The sequence below is a fragment of the Pseudomonas sp. PS02302 genome (assembly GCF_029959585.1).
Classification (GTDB): domain Bacteria; phylum Pseudomonadota; class Gammaproteobacteria; order Pseudomonadales; family Pseudomonadaceae; genus Chryseomonas; species Chryseomonas aestiva.
In genome coordinates this window covers 27,853-46,298 of sequence record NZ_JASCON010000043.1, presented here as the reverse complement: position 1 = coordinate 46,298, position 18,446 = coordinate 27,853, and the positions used below count along the sequence as shown (strand labels likewise).

The window sequence follows — 18,446 nt, the reverse complement described above, 5'->3', positions numbered from 1 at the left end:
GCTCGGCACCACGGGCCGAGCCCGGCACAGCTAGGATGGGTATTTCAGTTGCTGCGCGATCTTGTCCTTGAGCAGGACCCGCTCGCGCCGCAGGCGACCCAGTTCCTCGTCGCCGCTGGATTCTTCCACCTCTTCCAGATCGAGGATCTGCTGGTCGAGCTTGGCGTAGTCTTCCAGCAGTTTGGCAAAGGCCGCATCGGTCTGGGGACGGCTGTCCAGCTGCTCGGCGTATTCGGGAAAGTCTTTGTGCAGGTCGTGTTTGGCAACCATCAGGGGCTCCTTGGGGGCGAGAAGTGGAAGTCGCGAGGGTTGTAGCCCTCGACGTACAGGGTGGACCCGGCCCCTTCGACAAAGTGCGACAGCCACGACCAGCTGCCGATTTCGCGGCGATTTGCCGCTGCTAGGGAACCTCCGGACCGCTCGCAGGGTTCCAAACCCGAGCGAAGCGAGCACAATCGTCTATCGTCTCTTCGAAACCATCCAAAGGAGTGCAGCATGAGCATCATTGCCGAGTTCAAGAAATTCGCCATGAGAGGCAACGTGGTCGACCTGGCGGTCGGCATCATCCTGGGCGCGGCTTTCGGCAAGATCGTGTCGTCCTTCGTGGCCGACATCATCACGCCGCCGCTGGGCCTGTTGCTGGGGGGCGTGGATTTCTCGCAACTGGCGATCACCCTGCGCGCGGCCATGGGCGACCAGCCGGCGGTGGTGATGTCCTATGGCAAGTTCCTGCAGACCATCTTCGACTTCGTGATCATCGCCTTCGCGATCTTCATGGCGATCAAGGTGCTCAACCGCCTGCGTCTGCATCAGGAGACCGCCCCGTCCGGTCCGACCAAAGACCAGGTATTGCTGACCGAAATCCGTGATCTGCTGAAGGAACAGACCAGCCAGGCGACGGTGGCCCCCGTGGTGAAGCAGGAACCGCCGATCAACCCGCTGTAATGTCCTTGTCGAACCCGCCTCGCTAGGAGGCGGGTCGCTCCAGGCGGATCCAGCCGATCCGCCGATCCTTGACCGACTCCACCGTCAGCTGCCAGCCCTGGTATTCCAGGCGATCACCGGCCACCGGCAGGCGCCCCAGCAGGTCCACCACCAGGCCGCCGAGGGTTTGGTAGTCCTCGTTTTCAGCGATCTGGAAGCCGGTGCGCTGCGCCAGGGGATGCAGCGTCAGGCCACCGCTGGCGCGATAGCCGTTTTCCACCTTTTCCAGCTCCGGCAGGCTGTCCTCGCTGGCGTCCGGCAGTTCGCCGGCGATGGCCTCGAGAATGTCGGTCAGGGTCAGCAAGCCTTCGAAGCCGCCGAACTCGTTGACCACAAAGGCCACGTGGGTCGAGGCCGCGCGCAGTTGCTCCAGGGCGCTGAGCACCGAGGCCTGGGCCGGCAGATGGATGGGTGTACGTACGCGATTGCGCAGGTCGGGGGTCTGCCCCTGCAGGATGTCGGTGAACAGCTCCTTCTTGTGCACGTAGCCCAGGGGTTCATCGATATTGCCGTTGACCACCAGCGGCAGGCGCGAGTGGGCCGAGGCCAGCAGCTGCTCGCGCAGGCGCTCCGGGGCGGCATCGGCATCGAGGATGTCGACGTCGGCGCGGGCGGTCATCACCGTGCGCACCGGGCGCTCGCCCAGTTGCAGCACGCCACTGATCATCAGCCGCTCGCGGCGATCGAAGATCGGGCCTTCGCCCTTCTCGCCGTCCATCAACTCGGCGATGTCCTCGTCCACCTCGTCTTCGCGCAGGCGACCGCCCAGTAGGCGCAGCACGGCCTGGGAGGTCCGCTCGCGCATGCCGAGGCGCTCGTGCAACTGGCGCCTGCGCTTCCAGCGCACCACCTGGTTGGCCAGCTCGATGAGGATCGAGAAGCCGATGGCGGCATAGAGATAGCCCTTGGGAATGTGGAAGCCCAGGCCTTCGGCGGTCAGGCTCAGACCGATCATCATCAGGAAGCCCAGGCACAGCATGATCACCGTGGGGTGGGCGTTGACGAAGGCGGTCAGCGGCTTGCTCGCCACCAGCATCAGACCGATGGAGATGATCACGGCGATCATCATCACGCTCAGGTGCTCGACCATGCCCACGGCGGTGATGACGGCGTCCAGCGAGAACACGGCGTCGAGCACCACGATCTGCGCGACCACCGGCCAGAAGGCCGCGTAGGCGCGATTGCCCCCGGTCTTGTGGGTATGGCCCTCGATGCGTTCGTGCAACTCGGTGGTGGCCTTGAACAGCAGGAAGATACCGCCGAACAGCATGATGAGGTCACGGCCGGAGAAGGCCTTGCCGAAGACCTCGAACAGCGGTTCGGTGAGGGTCACCATCCAGGAAATGCTGGCCAGCAGGCCCAGGCGCATGATCAGCGCCAGCGACAGGCCGATTACCCGCGCCCTGTCACGCTGCGCGGGCGGCAGCTTGTCGGCGAGGATGGCGATGAAGACCAGGTTGTCGATGCCCAGGACGATTTCCAGGACGATCAGGGTGAGCAGTCCCAACCAGGCGGTGGGATCGGCGATCCATTCCATCAGCAGCGGACCTCCGTCTGAAGGGGCCGAACGGCCACGGAGGGGATAAGGCGGGAGGGGGTGTCAGCCGCACCTGGCACAGGGGCCGGGGGCGGCTCGGATCTGTCACTGCTCATCGGAACTCGAAAGGTAGCCTTGGAAATTCCGATCCTAGAGCAAGGCGGGCCCAAAACTAAAGGCCCAACCTTTTCCAATTGTGAAGAAAACGTAAAGACGCCGGTGCGCCGGGTGTGGTGTTTTAGAAGTACACGCAAAAATCGCCGTCAAAATTGTGCAGTGACTGCTGAAACGCCGCACCCTATCTACCAGTAGTTCTCCACCGCCACCTGGCCGGGTCGGCGACTCAGGGCCAGTTGCAGATCGCGGGTCTTGAGCAACTGGCGGGTGTCGTCAACCATCTCCGGATTGCCGCAGATGAGGATGCGCGAGTGCTCGGGCGAGAGTTCGACGCCGGCAGCGCGTTCCAGCTCGCCGTTCTCGATCAGGGTGGTGATGCGGCCACGCAGGGCGCCGGGATGCTCCTCGCGAGTGACCACGGGGACATAGACCAGGCGGTCGGTGAGGCCTTCGAGGTGTTCCACCTGGCCGTAACCGCGGATGACGTCCTGGTAGGCCAGGTCGCGGGCTTCGCGCACGCTGTAGACCAGCACGATGCGCTCGAAGCGCTCCCAGCTATCGGGCTCCTGTAGCATCGACAGGAAGGGCGCCAGACCGGTACCGGTGGCCAGCAGCCAGAGGTCGCGACCGCCGCCGAAGCGCTCCAGGGTGAGATAGCCGTAGGGCTGCTTTTCCACCAGCAGTTCGTCGCCCTCGCGCAGGCGGCTCAGCTCGCTGGTGAAGGCCCCGCCCGGCACCACGATGGAAAAGAATTCGAGGAAGTCGTCGTGGGGCGCCGAGACCATGGAGTAGGCCCGCCAGACGATGTCGCCATCGGCCTTGCGCACGCCCAGACGGGCGAACTGGCCGGCGCGAAAGCGATAGCGCGCGTCGCGGGTGGTCCTCAGGCTGAAGAGGTTGTCGCTCCAGGGCCAGACGGCGGTGATCGTCTCGCGGGTGAACTTGTCTTCGGTGGCGGTCATACTGGCCTCTTTTTCCCGATTGCCTGGCGCCATTGTCCCGCACTGGGCCGCCGATAAACACCGACAGAAACCATGCCTTCTCTCGTCTCACCCTTCGCCACCCTCGAACTCGACCGTCAGCCACCGCGCCGCGACGATCCCCTGCAGGCCTTCGACGCCGCCGACGAGTACCTGCTGCAGCAGGTCGCCGAGCGCGGCCTGGACCCCGCCGCCCGGGTGCTGGTGCTCAACGATGGCTTCGGCGCCCTGGCCGCCAGTCTCGCCGGCCATGCCCGGGTGACCTCCAGTGGCGACTCGCACCTGGCGGCCCTGGCGCTGGCGGCCAACCTGGCGCGCAACGGCCTTGCCGCCGAAGCAGTGACCTTCGTTCCGGCCAGCGAGGCGACCAGCGGTCCCTTCGATCTGGTGCTGATACGGGTGCCCAAGACCCTGGCCTTGCTGGAGGAACAACTAATCCGCCTGCACGGCCAGCTGGCGCCCGGTGCGCGGGTGATCGCCGCCGGCATGCTCAAGCACCTGCCCCGCGCCGCCGGCGACCTGCTGGAGCGGCATATCGGCCCGGTGCAGGCGTCGCTGGCGGTGAAGAAGGCGCGGCTGCTGACCGCCATGCCCGAGGCGCGACCGGCGGTGGCCTCGCCCTACCCGAGTCGTTATCGCCTGGATGCACCGCCGCTGACCCTGGTCAACCATGCCAACGTCTTTTGCCGCGAGGGCCTGGATATCGGTACCCGCGCCTTTCTCCCGCACCTGCCTCAGCAGCTGGGCCAGGCCCGGGTAGCCGATCTCGGTTGCGGCAACGGCGTGCTGGCCCTGGCCTGTGCCCTGGCCAACCCCGAGGCGCGCTTCACCCTGGTGGACGAGTCCTACATGGCGGTGCAGTCGGCGCGGGAGAACTGGACCGCGGCCTTGGGCGAGCGGCCGGTGGCGATCCGCGCGGCCGACGGCCTGGCCGACCAGCCGCCGCAGTCGCTGGACCTGATCCTCTGCAATCCGCCGTTCCACCAGCAGCAGGTGGTGGGTGACTTCCTTGCCTGGCGCATGTTCCAGCAGGCGCGAGCGGCGCTGACCGAACAGGGCGAACTCTGGCTGGTGGGCAATCGCCACCTGGGTTACCACGCCAAGCTCAAGCGGCTGTTCAGGCGCGTCGAACAGATCGCGGCTACCCCGAAATTCGTGGTGCTCAAGGCGGTCCAACCTCTCTGACATCCACCCCGGAGCGAGAGCTGCCCGCGTGCCTTCCCTGCCCCTCGATCTCCACTACATCGCCCTGGTCCTCGAACTGATCGGCATCAGCGCGGCGATCCACGCCATCATCACGGTGCGTACCGCCCAGGGCGCCATGGCCTGGGCCATGGCGCTGGTGTTCATGCCCTTCCTCAGCCTGATCCCCTATCTGGTCTTTGGCCGGCGGCGCTTCGACAGCTATGTGAAGGCGCGGCGCCAGGCCGACGAGGAGATGGCGCGCCAGGCCGCCGAGCTGGACTGGCGGCCCTGGATCGCCGAGGCCATGGCCGCCCAGCAGTGCAGTGCCGCCAATCGCAAGCTCAGGGCCATGACCGCCCTCACCGGCACCCCCTGCGTCGCCAACAACCAGGTGCGCCTGCTGATCAACGGCGAGGAAACCTTCGCCGCCATCCTCACGGCCATCCGCGGGGCGAAGAAGGTGGTGCTGGTGCAGTTCTTCATCATCCACGACGACGCCCTCGGCCTGGCCCTGCAGAACACCCTGCTCGACCGGGCCCGCGCCGGGGTGCAGGTCTTTCTGCTGTACGACGCCATCGGCAGCCATGCCCTGCCGCGCGCCTATGTGGAAAAGCTGCGCGAGGCCGGTTGCGAGGTGAAGGGCTTCAGCAACAGACGCGGGCTGATCAACCGTTTCCAGGTCAACTTCCGCAACCACCGCAAGATCGTCATCGTCGATGGCGAGGTGGGCTTTACCGGCGGGCTCAACGTCGGTGACGAATATATGGGCCTCAAGCCGCCCCTAGCGCCCTGGCGCGATACCCACCTGGAATTGCGCGGCCCGGCGCTGGCCACCCTGCAGGAGACCTTCGCCCAGGACTGGTACTGGGTCACCCGGCGGCTGCCCACCCTGCTGCTGCCGGAACGCTACGAAGAGGGCGGCGTGCTCTGCCAGGTGGTGCCCAGCGGGCCGGCGGACGACCAGGAGACCTGCTCGCTGTTCTTTGTCGAGGCCATCCACTCGGCGCGCCACCGGGTCTGGATCACCACGCCCTACTTCATCCCTGACGAAGCCGTTTCGGCCGCGCTGCGCCTGGCTGCCCTGCGCGGGATCGACGTGCGCATCCTGCTGCCCTCGCGACCGGACCACAAGGTGGTCTATGCCGCCTCCTATCTCTATGCCTTCGAAGCGGTGCATGCCGGGGTGCGGGTGTTCCGCTACGGACCGGGCTTCCTGCACCAGAAGGTGGTGCTGATCGACGAGGACGTGGCCGCGGTGGGCAGCGCCAACCTGGACAACCGCTCCTTCCGCCTCAACTTCGAGGTCATGGTGATGGTGATGGACGTCGCCTTCGCCTGGGAGGTGCGCAAGATGCTGGAACAGGACTTCAGTCGCTCCCGCGAACTCACCCCCGAGGACAACACCGCCCTACGCCGCTGGCGGCGGGTCGCCATGCGGGTGGCGCGGGTGTTTTCGCCGGTGCTCTAGGGCCTCGGAACCCGCTCTGCGACGGCTCGGTCCGATAGCTCATGGCGCCACGCCCGGAGCGCCCCGCGCCCCCGGAGTTGCCCGCCATGCCAGTCTTTTCGCCCCTGCGTTGCGCCTGTCTGCTGGCCGGTTGCCTGGCCGTGGCGGCCCAGGCCGCGCCGCGCAGCGTGCCCTCCATCGAAAGCGAAGACGCCGCCCTGGGCAGCGTGGAGGTCAGCGAAAACTCCGGGCGCTTCCATCCGCAACTGGGCATGGACGTGCGCAACGGCGACTTCTCCCGCGGCAACTACGATGACGACGCGGCCAGCCTCGACCGCATCCCCTTGCACCTGCAGGCGGGCTTCGCCCTGGATCTGCACCAGGGAAGCGACGGCGTAGCCGATGCCTGGCTGGTGTTCAGCAGCAGCAACGGCCTGCACAGCCCGTCCAGCGAGGAACGGGTCAGCCCGCGACGCTGGTACGAGAGCAACAACCTGCTGGGCCTGGTGGTGTCACCGGCCGAGGGTCTGAGGATCGGCTTCGTCTACACGGTCAAGAGCAGCCCCAACGACGTCGCCGCCACCACGCAAGAGGCCAGCCTGACCCTGGCCTACCAGGCCGATACGGGCCTGGGTGCCTGGCGCCCGGGACTGGCGGTGACCACCCGCACCCAGGGCGACAGCGGTCTCTACACCCAGGGCAGCCTGGAACCCGGACTGGATCTCTCGGCCAGCGGCCTGCGTCTGAGCTTCCCCAGCGCCCTGGGGGTGGGCTGGAACGGCTTCTATGGAGCGGACTCCGGCGACCGCCTCTATGCGCGCACCGGCCTGGCCCTGGAGCAGCCCTTTCGCTGGGGCGAGACGCGCTGGAGCGCCCGCGCCGAAGCCCTGGCGCTCTATCGCGACGGCGCCCTGCGCGACCTGAGCGGTCCGGAGGGCGAGACCGATGGCGTGGTGCCCCAGGTGACCCTCAGCCTGTCCATGGCCTATTAGAAGCTGTTCACGATCTCGCGAGCTAGAGCCAAACAAGGCCTAGGTGGCCCCGCGAAAAGGCCTGAGGAAGCGGACCGGGCTCGCGCTCGGGTTCATTCGTCGTAAATGAGCATTCCGGCGGGGCTGGCCTTCCAGGGGCTTTTCAACGCCGTTTGGCCAACGCGCAGCAGATCGAGAAGAGCTTCTTAGCCCAGCGGCGCCACGCCCAGCCCTTCCACCAGGGTCTCCAGGGCGCGCAGGCCGGCGACCGAGTTGCCGTAGCTATCCAGCCGGGGCGACCAGACGCAGATGCTCATCTGCCCGGGCACGATGGCGACGATGCCACCCCCCACCCCGCTCTTGCCCGGCAGGCCGACGCGCCAGGCGAAGTCGCCCGCCGCATCGTAGAGGCCGCAGGTCAGCAGCAGGGCGTTGAGCTGGCGGGTCTGCTGAGGCGTTACCACGACCTGGCCATCCTGGGGATTGACCCCGCCGTTGGCGAGAAAGGCGAAGGCGCGGGCCACGTCGACGCAGCTCATGGCCAGGGCGCAGCCGTGGAAATAGACGTCGAGGACGTCATCGACCTCGCTATGGAGATTGCCGTAGGCCTTCATCAGATAGGCCAGGGCGGCGTTGCGCGCCTTGTGGTCCATCTCCGAGCGGGCCACGCGGTCGTCGAAGTTGATCGCCGGATTGCCGGCCAGGCGCCGCGCCTGCTCGCGCATCATCCAGTGGATCGACATGATGCGCGACACCAGCAATTCGCAGACCTGCACGGCGCCGGCGTTGATGAAGGGATTGCGTGGCACGCCCTTCTCTTCTTCCAGCTGCGCCATGGAATTGAAGGCATGGCCGGAGGGTTCGCGGCCGACGCGAGTCCAGATGTCCGGCTCGTCCAGGCGCTGCATGGCGATCACCAGGTTGAGCACCTTGGAGATGGACTGGATGGAAAAGGCCGTGTCGGCCGCCCCGGCGCGCCAGACCTGCCCCTTGACGTCGCAGACGGCGATGCCGAACTGATCCGGCGCCACCTCGGCCAGGGCCGGGATGTAGTCGGCCACCGCGCCTTCGCCGAAATGGCGCGGTGCGGCGGCGGCGATACGGTCGAGCAGGGGTTGCAGCGGCTGGCGGTCGAAGGGCTCTGCCATGACAATTCCGAAACGGGCGGGGGCGCCAAGTGTAGGGGCCGCAGCGGCCTCAGGCGAGCCCCAGGCGCGGCTGCAACGGCAGGCGGATCTCGAACCGGGCGCCACCCCCAGCGCCGGCGCTCAGGTCCAGGCGGCCACCCTGGTTTGCCACTGCGCGACGGCTGATGGCCAGACCCAGGCCGAAGCCGCCGGTGGCGCGGTCGCGACTGCGATCCAGGCGATAGAAGGGTTCGAAGACCCGTTCGCGCTCCGCCGCGGGAATGCCTTCGCCGTCGTCCTCGACGGCGATCAGCAGCTCTTCGCCGTCGCCGCGGACCGTTACCCAGACCTCGCGCTGGCCATAGCGCAAGGCGTTGCCGAGCAGATTCTGCAGGGCACGGGCGGTGAGGCGAGGCGCCAGCTCCACTCGCCTGGGTGCCTGCGTCACGTCCAGATGCACCGCGACACCGCGGCGTTCCTGCTCTTCGGCGAAGTCGGCCAGCACGCTGTCGAGAAAGGCTTCGAGTTCCAGGCTCAGGCGTTCGGGCGGCTGCTGGCTGCTCTGCAGGCGGGCGAAGGACAGCAATTCGTCGACCAGGGCATCCAGTTCGCGGACGTGACGCACCAGTTGCTCCAGCTGCCGCTGGGTCTCGGCCGGCAGCGGATCGGCCTGCAGCAGCGCCAGGCCGAACTCCAGGCGTGACAGCGGCGTGCGCAATTCATGGGAAACGGCGTTGAGCAGGTCGCGCTGCTGGACGATCAGCGCCTCCAGCTCCTGGGCCATGTCATCGAAGGCCCGCGCCACCTCGCCGATGTCCGAGCGCGGCGAGATGGCGGTGCGCTCGCCCAGATGGCCCTTGCCCAGGCGCGCCGCGGTACGCCGCAGCCGTTCCAGGTCACGCCAGTGCGGTCTCAGCCAGACATAGAGACAGACCAGCAGCGCGGCGCCGATCAGGGCGTTCATGGCCCAGTAGGTCAGGGCGATGTCGGTGGGCGCCTCGGGGATGCCGACCCAGAGCACCTGCTCCGCCGGCAGCGGCACCAGGGCCGCGCTGGGCTCGCCATAGTCGCCCAGGCGCACCTGCCGCTCGCCGGCTTCGAGCGCCCTGCGCTCGGCAACGGTGAAGACCGGATCCTCGAGCGCGACCAGGCGCAGGGTGATGGGCGCCAGATCCGTGGCCAGTTCCTGCTGTACCGCCGGCCAGCGCGCCGGCGGCGTGGTAACGAAGGCGCGCTGCGCCAGGCTGAGCGGGCCGTGCAACTGCTCCAGGGCGTAGCGGCTGTAACGCTCGTCGAACACCCTGATCAACGCCTCGGGCACCAGGTAGCTGGCGGCGCCGTAGGTCACCAGCAGGATGAGGTAGAGGCGCACCAGAATCTTGAACATCTATTCCCACTCGGCCCGGGAGAGCAGATAACCCTTGCCCCAGACGGTCTTGATCCGCCGGGCTTCGCCGGGATGCTCCTCGAAACGCCGGCGCAGCTTGGAGATGGCCACATCCACCGAACGGTCGACGCCGTTGAATTCGATGCCGCGCAGCTGCTGGATCAGCTGGTCGCGACTGAGTACCTCGCCGGCATGGCGCATGAGGATCGCCAGCAGGTTGAATTCGGTGGAGGACAGCTCCACCAGCTGGTCGCGCCACCAGACCTGGCGTTCGCCCGGCAGCAGCTGCAGCTGACCGATCGTCAGGCGGTCATCGGCAGGCGCCTCGACCAGCTGGCAGCGGCGCAGCAGGGTGCGGATGCGTGCCAGCAGCACCCGCGGTTCGCAGGGCTTGCTGACGTAGTCGTCGGCGCCGATCTCCAGCCCCAGCACCTGGTCGTGGCTGTCGTCCAAAGCGGTGAGCATCAGGATCGGCAGGCTCGGCTGAGTCGCGCGCAGCTGGCGACAGACCTGCAGGCCGTCCAGCCCGGGCAGCATGACGTCGAGCACCACCAGCTGCGGGCGCAGTCGCTGCACCGCGGCCAGGGCTTCGTCGCCGCGACCGATCACCGTCACGGCATAGCCCTGGCGGCCCAGGTAGGTGGCGATGAGCTCGGCCAGGGCGGTGTCGTCTTCGACGATGAGCAAGGGGATCACGGCAGGTCTTCGTGGTGGGAAAGTGCCGAGCATAGCCGAGCCCCGGGCGGGCGGGCGCCGGGCTTAACACTCTTTCACAAGAGACCTACAGACGTTTACAGGGCGGCCCAGGCGGGACGCCTACCATGGCGCTCTCCTGGAGGAAGCCCCGATGTCCCTGTCCCGCCCTGCCCTCGGCAGCCTCGTGCTGCTCTGCCTGCTGCTCGCCGCCTGCGACCGTCCGGCCCCCGACGCCGCCGCCCCGTCCGCGCCCAGGGTGCAGGTGGAGACACTGCAACCGACGCCGCTGGCCATCGCCAGCGAACTCAGTGGCCGCCTGGTGGCGCCACGGACCGCCGAGGTACGGGCACGGGTCGCCGGCATCGTGCTGCAGCGGGTGTTTCGCGAGGGCAGCGAGGTCAAGGCCGGCGAGGTGCTGTTCCGTATCGATCCGGCGCCGCTGCAGGCCGAGGTGGACAGCGCCGCGGCCGCCCTGCGCAAGGCCGAGGCCAGCGCCTTCCAGGCCCGCCGGCTGGCCGAGCGCTATGCGGCGCTGGTGGAGAGCCAGGCGATCAGTCGCCAGGCGCAGGACGATGCCCGCGGTGCCAGTCTGCAGGCGCAGGCCGAGGTGGCAGCGGTCCAGGCGGCGCTCAAGCGGGCGCGGCTGAATCTGGGCTATGCCACGGTCAAAGCGCCCATCGCCGGGCGCATCGGCAAGGCGCTGGTCACCGAAGGCGCCCTGGTCGGCCAGGGCGATGCCACGCCCCTGGCGATCATCCAGCAGCTGGACCCCATCCATGCCGATGTCACCCAGTCGACCCGCCAGCTCAAGACCCTGCGCGATGCGCTGCGGGATGGTCGTCTGCAGCAGGTGGCGCCGGATCAGGCCCGGGTGACCCTGTTGCAGGAGGACGGCAGCCCCTACCCCGAGAGCGGCCGCCTGCTGTTCGCCGATCTGGCGGTGGACGCCAGCACCGGGCAGATCACCCTGCGCAGCCAGTTTCCCAATCCGCGGCACGACCTCCTGCCGGGCAGCTTCGTGCGGGTGCGCCTGGAGCAGGCGCGCCTCGACCAGGGCCTGAGCGTGGCGCAACGGGCGGTGCAGCGCAGCGCCGGCGGCCAGGCCCAGGTCTGGGTGGTGGACGCCGAAAACCGGGTGGCCCTGCGCGAGGTGCGTCTGGGCCCGGTGGTCGAAGGGCGCTGGGTGGTGGAGTCCGGTCTCGCCGCCGGTGAGCGGGTGTTGCTCTCCGGCCTGCAACAGGCGCAGCCGGGCCTGGTGGTGGAGCCTGAAGAAGCCCAGACCACCGCGGCGGAGGTGCGCTGATGGCCAGCTTCTTCATCGACCGCCCGGTGTTCGCCTGGGTGGTGGCGCTGTTCATCCTGCTCGCCGGCCTGCTGGCCCTTCCGCAGTTGCCGGTGGCCCAGTATCCCAATGTGGCACCGCCGCAGATCGAGCTGACCCTGAGCTATCCGGGCGCCTCGCCGCAGACCCTGGACGAGAGCGTGGTCAGCCTGGTCGAGCAAGAGCTCAATGGCGTCAACCATCTGCTCTACTTTTCCTCCAGCAGCAGCCAGGGCAGCGCCACCCTGACCGTGACCTTCCAGCCCGGCACCGATCCGGAACTGGCCAAGGTGGACATCCAGAATCGCCTCAAGGTGGTGGAGCCGCGCCTGCCGCGCGCGGTCACCCAGCAGGGCATCCAGATCGAGGAGACTTCCGCCGGCTACCTGCTGTTCGTCACCCTTACCGCCACCGATGAGCGCCTCGACACCACCGCCCTGAGCGACTATCTGGCGCGCAACGTGGTCAACGAACTGCGCCGCCTGGACGGGGTGGGCAAGGCCCAGCTGTTCGGCGCCGAGCACGCCCTGCGCGTCTGGCTCGATCCCAGTCGGCTGGTGGCGGTCGGTCTGACCCCGGCCGACGTGACCCGCGCCATCGCCGAGCAGAACGTCCAGGTGGCGGCCGGCAGCCTTGGCGAGTTGCCCGCCCCCGCTGGCCAGGAGCTGAGCGCGCCGGTGCTGATCAAGGGCCAGTTGAGCGACCCGGCGGAGTTCGCCGGCATCCTGCTGCGCGCCGGGGCCGATGGCTCCAGCGTGACCCTGGGCGACGTGGCCCGGGTCGAGGTGGGCAGCCAGAGCTACAACTTCGGCACGCGGCTGGACGGCAAGCCTTCGGTGGCGGTCGGGGTGCAGTTGGCACCCACCGCCAACGCCCTGGCCACCGCCAAGGCGGTGCGCGCCAAGCTGGCCGAGCTGTCCCGGTACTTTCCGCCGGGCATGAGATACGACATCCCCTACGACACGGCGCCCTTCGTCGAGATCTCCATCACCCAGGTCATCCATACCCTGCTGGAGGCCATGGCGCTGGTGTTCGCGGTGATGTACCTGTTCCTGCAGAATCTGCGCTACACCCTGATCCCGACCCTGGTGGTGCCGGTGGCCCTGCTGGGCACCTGCGCCGTGCTCCTGGCGCTGGGCTATTCGATCAATGTGCTGACCCTGTTCGGCATGGTGCTGGCCATCGGCATCCTGGTGGACGACGCCATCGTGGTGGTGGAGAACGTCGAGCGGCTGATGGCCAGCGAGGGTCTCGACCCACGCGCCGCCACCCGCAAGGCCATGGGCGAGATCTCCGGCGCCATCGTCGGCATCACCCTGGTGCTCACCGCGGTCTTCGTGCCCATGGCCTTCATGAGCGGTTCGGTGGGCGTCATCTATCGGCAGTTCTCGGCGTCCATGGCGGTGGCCATCCTCCTTTCCGCCTTTCTCGCCCTGAGTCTGACCCCGGCGCTGTGCGCCACCCTGCTCAAGCCGATTCCCCAGGGTACCCATGCCCGCGGCGGCTTCTTTGGCGCCTTCAACCGGGGCTTCGAGCGCCTGACCGCCGGCTTCGAAGGCTGGGTGGCCCGCGCCATCCGCCGGCTGCTGCCCAATCTCCTGCTGTTCGCCGTCCTGCTGGTGGCCCTGGTGGCGCTCTATGGCCGCCTGCCCGGCGCCTTTCTGCCCAGCGAGGACCAGGGCTATCTGATCACCGACATCCAGCTGCCGCCCGGCGCCACCCAGGAGCGCACCCTCAAGGTGCTCGAGCGACTGGAACGCCATTACGCCGCCGAACCCGGGGTGGCCAACGACCTCGTGCTGCTCGGCTTCAGCTTTTCCGGCAGCGGCCAGAACGCCGCCCTGGCCTTCACCACCCTCAAGGACTGGTCCGCCCGCGGCCCGACCGACTCCGCCGCGGCCATCGCCGAGCGCGCCAACGCCGCCCTGGCCGGCGAGAGCGAAGCCCAGGGTTTCGCCGTGCTGCCGCCACCGGTGGAAGGCCTGGGCACTTCCAGCGGTTTCGAGGTGCGCCTGCAGGACAGATCCAATCGCGGCCAGGCGGCGCTCAAGGCGGCGCGCGATGAGTTGCAGGCCCGGCTGGCGGGCAATCCGATCATCGCCTACGTGCGGGAGACCGCCCTGGCCGACAGCGCCCAGGTGCAGCTGGTGGTGGATCGCCGCCAGGCCGCCGCCCTGGGGGTGGGCTTCGCCGCCCTCGGCGAGACCCTGGGCACTGCCCTGGGCTCAAGCTATGTCAACGACTTCCCCAATCGCGGCCGGATGCAGCAGGTGATCGTGCAGGCCGAGCTGGGCAGCCGCAGCCAGGTGGACGACCTGCTGCGCCTGGAGGTACGCAACGAGCGCGGGCGCATGGTGCCGCTGTCCGCGTTCGTCAGCGCCGACTGGACCCAGGGCCCGGCGCAGCTGTCGCGCTACAACGGCTATCCCGCCATCAGCCTGTCCGGCGAACCGCTGCCCGGTCACACCACCGGCGAGGCCATGGCCGAACTGGAACGCCTGGCCACCGCGTTGCCGCGCGGCTTCGCCCTGGAGTGGACGGCGCTGTCGCTGCAGGAACGCCTCTCCGCCGGCCAGGCGCCGCTGCTGCTGGGGCTGTCGCTACTGGTGGTGTTCCTCTGTCTGGCGGCGCTCTATGAAAGCTGGTCGATTCCCACCGCGGTATTGCTGGTGGTGCCCCTGGGCGTGCTCGGCGGGGTGCTGGCGGTGACCCTGAGGGGGATGCCTAACGACGTCTTCTTCAAGGTCGGCCTGATCACGGTGATCGGTCTCACGGCGAAGAACGCCATCCTGCTCATCGAATTCGCCAAGCGCCTGCACGATGGCGGCCTGGACCTGTACCAGGCCACCTGTCGCGCCGCCCGGCTGCGCCTGCGACCCATCGTCATGACCTCGCTGGCCTTCATTCTCGGTGTGGTGCCCCTGGCCCTGGCCACCGGTGCCAGCTCGGCGAGCCAGCAGGCGGTGGGCACCGGGGTGATCGGCGGCATGCTCAGCGCCACCCTGGCGCTGGTCTTCGTGCCGGTGTTCTTCGTGCTGGTGCTGCGGTTGGTCCGGCGCTGGCGCGCGCCGGAACTCTAGCCTCAGGAGTTGAGGGAGCGCTTGTCGCCCAGCAGCGCGGCATCCTCGACCGGCGCGGGCTCCGGCGGGCGGGCGCCGATCTTGTCCGAGGTCCGCAGGCTCTGCGGCAGTGCCCAGAACATCAGGCCGGCGGCCAACAGACTGGTGCAGCCGATGAGATAGAGCGCCGGAGTGGTGCTGCCGGTCATGTCCTTGATGTAACCCACCATCACCGGACTGACGATGCCACCGAGCTGCCCCAGGGTGTTGATCAGGGCGATACCCCCTGCGGCCCCTGCGCCCGCGCCGGCCAGCAGTTTCGGCGGCAGCGACCAGAAGGTCGGGATGGCGGCGATGATGCCGGCGCCCATCAGGGCCAGGGACAGGATCAGGAAGGTGGTGTGGTCGGCGAAGAGTCCCGCGCTGAAGAACCCCAGGGCGCCGGCGATCACCAGACCGCAGACGAACTTGCGCCGCTCGCCGCTGGCGTCCGACAGCCGACCCACCACCACCATGCTGATGGCGCCGAAGACGTAGGGCACGGCGGTCAGCAGGCCGATGAGGGTGGGGCTCTCGGTCCCGGCACTGCGGATCAGCTGCGGCGCCCAGAAGTTGAGGCCATAGGAGGCGACCTGGATCAGGAAGTAGATCACCGCGAGCAGCAGGAAGCCCGGCAGTCGGATCGCCGCCAGCAGCGAGCCATGGCTGTTGTTTTCATGGCTGGCGATGCGGCTGGCCAGGAAGGTCTTCTCGTCAGCGTTGAGCCAGGGCGCATCGGCGATGCGGTCATGCAGCAGGCGCAGCACCAGCACGCCCAGCAGCACGCAGGGGATGCCACCCGCCAGGAACAGCCAGTGCCAGCCGCGAATGCCGAGCAGGCCGTCCATCTGGCCGAGGATCACCCCGGAGACGGGGGCGCCGATCAGCCCGGCGAAGGCCGAGGCGAGGAACAGCGTCGAGGTGATGCGCCCGCGATAGCTCTGCGGAAACCACAGCGTCAGGTAGTAGAGGATGCCCGGCGCGAAGCCGGCTTCCATGGCACCGATGAGGAAGCGCAGCACATAGAACTGCCATTCGGTGGTGACGAACATCATCAGCGCCGTGGCGATGCCCCAGGAGATCATGATGCGCGCGATCCAGCGCCGAGCGCCGACCTTGTACAGCATCATGTTGCTGGGTACCTCGAACAGCACATAGCCCACCACGAAGAGTCCCGCGCCCAGGCCATAGGCGGTGTTGCTCAGCGACAGGTCGGCCTGCAGCTGGAACTTGGCGAAGCTGATGTTGATGCGATCGAAGAAGGCGAACAGGTAGCAGATCATGATCAGCGGCATGAGCCGCCAGGCGACCTTGCGGACGATGGCCTGTTCGGCGGCCGCCACGGCGGCGGCGGAGGTTGCGGATAAGGGCATAGCGGTCTCCCGGGAGCGGCCAGACTGGCGCTCCTTTGTTGTTGTAGTCAGGGCGAACGAATGAAAGCGGGTGCGGCTCAGCCAGCGGTCGCGGGCGGTGGATGCAGATCGCAATTGCGCCCGGCCTTGGCCACCTGGCCGGGGGTGTCGTGCCCCAGCAGCGCCGGCAGGGTGCGCGACAACTCGATCAGCCGTTGCAGATCGATGCCGGTGTCCACGCCGATCTCGGCGCAGAGATTCACCAGGTCCTCGGTGCAGATGTTGCCGGAGGCGCCCGGGGCGAAGGGGCAGCCACCGAGGCCACCGAGGGCGGCGTCGAAGCGCCGGGCGCCGGCTTCGTAGGCGGCCAGGACGTTGCTCAGACCCAGGCCACGGGTGTTGTGGAAATGCAGGGTCAGGGCGGACGCCGGGATCAGTTCCAGCACCTGGCAGACGATCCGTGCGACCTGTCGCGGATTGGCCATGCCGGTGGTGTCGGCGAGGGTGATGCCGGTCATGCCCAGCGCCAGATAGCGCTGCACCAGCTCGAACACCCAGCCTTCGTCGATGCGCCCTTCGAAGGGGCAACCGAAGGTGGTCGCCACGGTGCCGTTGAGCGAGACCGCCTGCCCCTTGGCCAGCTGCACCACCTCGGCGAAGCTGGCGAGGGACTGCTCGCAACTCATGCGCATGTTGGCGCGATTGTGGGTCTGGCTGGCGGAGAGCACCAGGTTCAGCTCGTCGGCGCCTGCCGCCAGGGCGCGCTGGGCGCCCTTGAGATTGGGCACCAGGGCGACATAGGTCACGCCGGGCCGGCGGGCGATGCCCTGGAACACCGCCTCGCCGTCACGCAGCATGGGCACCGCCTTGGGCGAGACGAAGGAACCGGCCTCGATCCGCGAGAAACCCAGCGCGGAGAGCTCGTCGATCAGGGCGATCTTGTCGGCGGTTTCCACCCAGCTCGGCTCGATCTGCAAGCCGTCACGGGGCGCGACTTCCTGGACGATCAGGCGTTCGCTACTCATTGCACCACCCCGCCCTTTCTGAGTCGCTGGATATCCGCTTCGCTCAGCCCCAGTTCGGTCAGCAGGCCATCGGTGTGCTCACCGAGGGTCGGACCCTGCCAGTTGACCTGGCCCGGGGTGGCCGACAGCTTGGGTACGATGCCCGGCATCTTCAGGGTGGCGCCGTCGGGCAGGGTGGTGTCCAGCAGCATCTCCCGCGCCTGGTAATGGGGATCGGCGACGATGTCGGCGGCGGAATAGATGCGTCCGGCCGGAACCTCGGCACCTTCGAGGATCTCCAGCACCTCGTCGATGCCGCGACTGCCGGTCCAGGCGGCGATGGCCTCGTCGATCAGCTCGCAGTGGCGGGCGCGCCCGTCGTTCTGCGCCAGATCCGGGCGCTCGGCCAGATCGGGTCGGCCGATGGCCTGCATCAGCCGCACATAGATGGGATCGCTGTTGCCGGCGATTACCACGAAACCGCCGTCGCCGGTGGGATAGGTGTTGGACGGCGCGATACCGGGCAAGGCGCCACCGGTACGCTCGCGCACATGGCCGAGCATGGAGTATTCGGGCACCAGGCTTTCCATGACGTTGAAGACGCTCTCGACCAGGGAGACGTCGACCACCTGGCCGTCGCCCTGGCCGGTCTTGACCCGCAGCACCGACATCAGGGCGCCGATCACCGCGTGCATGGAAGCCAGGGAATCGCCCAGGCTGACCCCGACCCGCGCCGGCGGCACGCCCGGAGTACCGGTGGTGTAGCGGATGCCGCCCATGGCCTCGCCGATGGCACCGAAGCCGGGGCGATCACGATAGGGGCCGGTCTGGCCGTAGCCGGAGATGCGCACCAGGGTGAGCTTGGGATTGAGGGCGTGCAGCACGTCCCAGCCCAGGCCGAGCTTTTCCAGGGCGCCCGGGCGCAGATTCTCGATGAGCACGTCGGCGCCCTCGACCAGCTGCTTGACCAGGGCCACGCCTTCGGCGGAACGCAGATTCAGGGCGAGGGACTTCTTGTTGCGCGACTGCAGGTACCACCAGAGCGAGGTGCCCTCGTGCAGCTTGCGCCACTTGCGCAGGGGATCGCCCTTGTCCAGGGCTTCGATCTTGATCACTTCGGCGCCGAATTCGGCCAGCAGGCGGGCGGCGAAGGGAGCGGCGATGAGCGTGCCGATCTCGATGACACGGAGTCCGGTGAGAGCCGTCATGGCGGGCGAGCCTCTTTGTTATTGGAATGAGG

Annotated in this window: 15 protein-coding genes; 6 read left to right on the top strand and 9 right to left on the bottom strand. The window is 68.0% G+C overall.

Annotated elements, in window-relative coordinates:
* Positions 1–30 precede the first annotated feature (30 nt).
* Positions 31–270 (bottom strand): YdcH family protein, encoded by a 240-nt coding sequence (locus tag QMX82_RS15465; protein ID WP_007162691.1) that lies wholly within the window; start codon positions 268–270, stop codon positions 31–33.
* Positions 271–495: 225 nt separating this feature from the next.
* On the opposite strand from QMX82_RS15465, the gene mscL reads away from it, so the two are divergent.
* A complete protein-coding gene (gene mscL / locus QMX82_RS15460) occupies positions 496–945 on the top strand; it encodes a large-conductance mechanosensitive channel protein MscL (protein ID WP_133862130.1) in 450 nt (149 codons plus the stop codon).
* 22 nt (positions 946–967) lie between these two features.
* Here mscL and QMX82_RS15455 read toward each other — a convergent pair whose 3' ends face one another.
* Positions 968–2,521, bottom strand: coding sequence for a TerC family protein (locus QMX82_RS15455; RefSeq protein ID WP_282285119.1), 1,554 nt, complete (start codon positions 2,519–2,521; stop codon positions 968–970).
* A gap of 302 nt (positions 2,522–2,823) precedes the next feature.
* Positions 2,824–3,600, bottom strand: a complete 777-nt coding sequence (locus QMX82_RS15450) for a ferredoxin--NADP reductase (protein ID WP_282285117.1) — start codon at positions 3,598–3,600, stop codon at positions 2,824–2,826.
* A gap of 72 nt (positions 3,601–3,672) precedes the next feature.
* Here QMX82_RS15450 and QMX82_RS15445 point away from each other — a divergent pair, with 72 nt between their 5' ends.
* The 3 genes from QMX82_RS15445 to QMX82_RS15435 all read left to right on the top strand — a co-directional run bounded on the left by QMX82_RS15445 (position 3,673) and on the right by QMX82_RS15435 (position 7,242).
* A complete protein-coding gene (locus QMX82_RS15445) occupies positions 3,673–4,803 on the top strand; it encodes a methyltransferase (RefSeq protein ID WP_282285115.1) in 1,131 nt (376 codons plus the stop codon).
* Positions 4,804–4,831: 28 nt separating this feature from the next.
* On the top strand, positions 4,832–6,271 hold the full coding sequence (cls, locus tag QMX82_RS15440; protein WP_282285113.1) for a cardiolipin synthase: 1,440 nt from the start codon (positions 4,832–4,834) through the stop codon (positions 6,269–6,271).
* A gap of 86 nt (positions 6,272–6,357) precedes the next feature.
* On the top strand, positions 6,358–7,242 hold the full coding sequence (locus QMX82_RS15435) for a hypothetical protein (protein WP_282285111.1): 885 nt from the start codon (positions 6,358–6,360) through the stop codon (positions 7,240–7,242).
* A gap of 185 nt (positions 7,243–7,427) precedes the next feature.
* Here the strand turns inward: QMX82_RS15435 and glsB are convergent, their stop codons facing one another.
* The 3 genes from glsB to QMX82_RS15420 form a co-directional block, all read right to left on the bottom strand.
* Positions 7,428–8,342 (bottom strand): glutaminase B, encoded by a 915-nt coding sequence (gene glsB, locus QMX82_RS15430; protein WP_218568716.1) that lies wholly within the window; start codon positions 8,340–8,342, stop codon positions 7,428–7,430.
* A gap of 76 nt (positions 8,343–8,418) precedes the next feature.
* Positions 8,419–9,735, bottom strand: a complete 1,317-nt coding sequence (locus QMX82_RS15425) for an ATP-binding protein (protein WP_282285107.1) — start codon at positions 9,733–9,735, stop codon at positions 8,419–8,421.
* On the bottom strand, positions 9,736–10,464 hold the full coding sequence (locus QMX82_RS15420) for a response regulator (RefSeq protein ID WP_222613578.1): 729 nt from the start codon (positions 10,462–10,464) through the stop codon (positions 9,736–9,738).
* Between the two features lie 118 nt (positions 10,465–10,582).
* On the opposite strand from QMX82_RS15420, the gene QMX82_RS15415 reads away from it, so the two are divergent.
* Both QMX82_RS15415 and QMX82_RS15410 read left to right on the top strand, forming a co-directional pair.
* Positions 10,583–11,734, top strand: a complete 1,152-nt coding sequence (locus tag QMX82_RS15415; protein ID WP_282285105.1) for an efflux RND transporter periplasmic adaptor subunit — start codon at positions 10,583–10,585, stop codon at positions 11,732–11,734.
* Positions 11,734–14,832 carry a multidrug efflux RND transporter permease subunit gene (locus QMX82_RS15410; RefSeq protein WP_282285103.1) on the top strand — a complete coding sequence of 1,033 codons (3,099 nt, stop codon included), beginning with the start codon at positions 11,734–11,736 and terminating at the stop codon, positions 14,830–14,832. Before QMX82_RS15415 ends, QMX82_RS15410 begins: the two co-directional genes overlap by 1 nt.
* 2 nt (positions 14,833–14,834) lie before the next feature.
* On the opposite strand, the gene QMX82_RS15405 is transcribed toward QMX82_RS15410, so the two are convergent.
* The 3 genes from QMX82_RS15405 to QMX82_RS15395 form a co-directional block, all read right to left on the bottom strand.
* A complete protein-coding gene (locus QMX82_RS15405) occupies positions 14,835–16,223 on the bottom strand; it encodes an MFS transporter (protein ID WP_133862141.1) in 1,389 nt (462 codons plus the stop codon).
* Between the two features lie 77 nt (positions 16,224–16,300).
* Entirely contained in the window at positions 16,301–17,227 is a 927-nt protein-coding gene (locus QMX82_RS15400; RefSeq protein ID WP_282285101.1) for a hydroxymethylglutaryl-CoA lyase, read from the bottom strand.
* Complete coding sequence (locus tag QMX82_RS15395; RefSeq protein ID WP_133862143.1) at positions 17,224–18,414, bottom strand: CaiB/BaiF CoA transferase family protein; 1,191 nt, start codon at positions 18,412–18,414, stop codon at positions 17,224–17,226. The genes QMX82_RS15400 and QMX82_RS15395 overlap by 4 nt, the downstream gene beginning before the upstream one ends.
* Between the last annotated feature and the right edge of the window lie 32 nt (positions 18,415–18,446).